The 3582-nt window shown below is 62.4% G+C and carries 4 protein-coding genes; all 4 read left to right on the plus strand.

The features are described from left to right. The coding region (locus HX846_RS15885) for an aliphatic sulfonate ABC transporter substrate-binding protein (protein WP_178965688.1) at positions 1-741 on the plus strand (741 nt) is incomplete at its 5' end. Between the two features lie 13 nt (positions 742-754). Next, positions 755-2098 carry an LLM class flavin-dependent oxidoreductase gene (locus HX846_RS15890; RefSeq protein WP_008434605.1) on the plus strand — a complete coding sequence of 448 codons (1344 nt, stop codon included), beginning with the start codon at positions 755-757 and terminating at the stop codon, positions 2096-2098. Between the two features lie 13 nt (positions 2099-2111). After that, positions 2112-3116: an ABC transporter substrate-binding protein gene (locus HX846_RS15895; RefSeq protein ID WP_003211303.1), complete on the plus strand. Its 1005-nt coding sequence runs from the start codon at positions 2112-2114 to the stop codon at positions 3114-3116. A 139-nt stretch (positions 3117-3255) separates the two neighbouring features. Beyond that, positions 3256-3582 (plus strand): acyl-CoA dehydrogenase family protein (locus HX846_RS15900; protein WP_178965689.1); only part of this gene is annotated, 327 nt, incomplete at its 3' end.

Raw genomic sequence — 3582 nt, forward strand, 5'->3', positions numbered from 1 at the left:
GACATCGGCGCGCTGGGGGACGCGCCCTACGTGTTCGCCCTCGGTGCCGGAGCACCGCTGAAGGTGGTGAGCATCATCCACGCCGAAGGCCGCAACACCACCGCGCTGATTGTTCCGAAAGACTCCCCGATCCACGATCTTGCCGACCTCAAGGGCAAGCGCATCGTCACCACCCGCGGCTCCATCGGGCACTTCCTGGCGATCAAGGCGCTGCGCAGCGCCGGCCTTTCTACCCACGACGTGCAGTTCATCTTCCTGCTGCCCAGCGAGTCACGGCTGGTGCTGGATAACGGCACCGCCGATGCCTGGTCGACCTGGGACCCCTACACCACCGTGGTCACCAGCCAGAGCCAGGCAAGGGTCCTTGCCAGCGGCAACAACCTGCTGAGCAATCACCTGTACCTCGCCGCCACCAGCAAGGCGATTGCCGACAAGCGCGAGCAGCTGGACGACTTCGTGGCCCGGGTCGACCGCGCCTACCGCTGGAGCAACGATCACCCGCAGGCGTTCGCCGCCGCCATGGCCAAAATCACCGGCTTGCCGCTGGAGGTGCACGTAGCCGTGGCCAACGCCACCCATATGCAACCGGTGGCGATTGACGACTCGGTGATCAGCGGCCTGCAAACCACCGCCGACATCTATCAGGACGAAGGCCTGCTGACCAAACACATCGACGTCTCCCAAGGCTTCGACAAAAGCTTCAACGCCAAACGTGCCCCGCTTACCCAGGCTTCCCGCTAAAAGGAGAGAGAACATGAGCAAACGCCAACTGAAACTCGGTGCCATGGTGCACGGCGTCGGTCACGGCTGGGGCGAATGGCGCCACCCGCAGGCGCAACCCAATGCCAGCGTCAACTTCGGGTTCTACAAGCATCAGACGCAACTGGCCGAAGGCGCGAAGTTCGACTTCGTGTTCATCGCCGACAGCCTGCATATCCATGAAAAATCCAGCCCGCACTACCTCAACCGTTTTGAGCCGCTGACCATTCTTTCGGCCCTGGCCGCCCTGACCTCGAACATCGGCCTGGTGGCGACCGTCACCGTGAGCTACACCGAACCGTTCCAGGTGGCACGCCAGTTCGCCTCCCTGGACCACATCAGCGGCGGCCGCGCCGGCTGGAACGTGGTGACTTCGTGGCTCAGCGGCACCGCCGACAACTTCGGCAAGGCCGAGCACCCGCCCCACGCTGTGCGCTACCGCATCGCCAGGGAGCACGTGAATGTGGTCAAGGGCCTGTGGGATTCCTGGGAAGACGATGCCTTTGCGTACAACAAGCAAAGCGGCGAATTTTTCACCCCTGGCAAGCTGCATGCACTGGAACACAAAGGCGAGTTTTTCTCGGTCAAGGGCCCGCTGAATATCGCCCGCTCGCGCCAGGGCCAGCCGGTGATTTTCCAGGCGGGCACTTCCGAGGACGGGCGCAATTTTGCCGCCGAAAACAGCGACGCGATTTTTGTCCATGCCGAGACCTTCGACGAAGCCAAAGCCTACGCCCAGGACTTGAAGAAACGCGCCCGCAGTTTTGGCCGTGATGCTGATCAGTTGTCGATCCTGCCGGGCATCCGGCCGATTGTTGGCCGCGACGAAGCCGAGGTGGAAAGCCGCTATCAGCAAGCTGTGGAGCTGGTGACCGTCGAGGACGCAATCGTCGCCCTGGGCCGCCCGTTCAACGACCACGATTTCAGCAAGTACCCGCTGGACGAACCCTTCCCGGAACTCGGCGACCTGGGCTCCAACAGCCAGAAAGGCGGCTCCGACCGCATCAAGCAACTGGCCCGCGATGAACGCCTGACCCTGCGGGAAGTGGCCCTGCGGTTCTCCCGGCCCAAGCGCGATTTTGTCGGCACCCCGGAGCAGGTCGCCGACGCGATCCAGACCTGGTTCGAAGCCGGCGCGGCCGACGGCTTCATCATCAATTCACTGCTGCCGGACGGCTTGCAGTACTTCACCGAGCTGGTAGTGCCGGTGCTGCAACAACGCGGACTGTTGCGCAGCGAATACAGCGGCGCCACCCTGCGGGAAAACCTTGGCCTGGACGTGCCGGCGAACCGCTACAGCACCCCGTTCGAAACTCAACCAACGCAGATCGCCATCTGACCAGGGCACGACCATGACGAACACGATCAAACACGGACAGTTCAATCGTCGCGGCTTCCTGGGCGCCAGTTCGATTGCCCTTGGCGCGCTGGGCCTCGCCTCGCTGGTGCCCCGGGCTTTCGCTGCACCTGCGAAGCTCTCGGACCTGACCCTGGCCGTCGCCACCTACCGTGGCCAGGACTCGTACTTCACCGACGACGCCGGCACTTCCAACACGCCCTATAAAGTCGACTACGCCGAGTTCGCCGGCGGCAACCTGATCGTCGAAGCGCTGGCCTCCGGCAGCCTGGACATTGGCGGCATGAGCGAGATCCCGCCGATCTTCTCGATCCAGAGCCACCGCGAGCCGAAGCTGATTGCGGTGCTGCAAGGTGACGTGAATAACCAGGTGATCCTGATTCCCAAGGAGTCGAAAATTGAATCCATCGCCCAGTTGAAAGGCAAGCGTGTGGGCTATGTGCGCTCCACCACCTCGCACTACTTCTTGATCAAGGCCTTGAAGGAGCAAGGGCTGACCTTCAACGACATCACCCCCGTGGCACTCACGCCACAGGACGGTTTCAGCGCGTTCCAGAGTGGCCAGCTGGACGCCTGGGTGATCTACGGGGTGTTTATCCAGCTGGCGAAATTCCGCAGCGGCGCCCGGGTATTGAAAACCGCCCTCGGCTACCTCTCCGGCAACTACCTGATCGGCGCCCGCCCCGCTGCCCTGGAAGACCCGCTGCGCAAACAGGCGATCCAGGATTACTTGCAGCGCCAGGCGCGCACGCTGGAATGGATGAACAACAACCCTGAGCCGTGGGCTGAAAAATCGGCGAAGTTGCTCGGTGTGGACAAGGCCGTGTTCCTCGACGTGTACAACAACCGCAGCCAGCCCTACAGCGTGATCGAGGTGAACGACCAGGCCATCGCTTCGCAGCAGGAAGTGGCGGACCTGTTCTTCAATGCCGGGGTATTGAACGAGCGGCTGGATGTCAGCCCGTTGTGGGATCGGCAGTTCAAGTTGCTGCCGATATAACCCGCCTTCGAAAACGCCGAATAACCCATGTGGGAGCGGGCTTGCTCGCGAAAGCGGTGGATCAGCCAACGGATGTGCAACCTGACACACCGCTTTCGCGAGCAAGCCCGCTCCCACATTTTGAACGAGTACACCCATCATGAGCCTTTCTTCTCAACCGTCACTGCGCTCCGTGGAAGTGGCCAATTTCGAAGCCTTGCTGGAACGCCTCAGCGCCCAGCTCGCCGCCACTGCACACATCGTTGATGAAAGCGGCACCTTCCCCCACGACAACTTCAAGCTGCTGCACGAACACGGCTTTGTCGCCCTGACCGTGCCCAAGGCCCTCGGCGGTGGCGGTGCCAACCTGAGCCAGGCGCGCAAGGCCATCAGCGCGATTGCCAAGGGCGAGCCGTCTACCGCGTTGATCCTGGTGATGCAGTACCTGCAACACACGCGCCTGCAAGACAGCAAAACCTGGCCGCCC

The sequence above is a fragment of the Pseudomonas sp. K5002 genome (assembly GCF_013386655.1).
Classification (GTDB): domain Bacteria; phylum Pseudomonadota; class Gammaproteobacteria; order Pseudomonadales; family Pseudomonadaceae; genus Aquipseudomonas.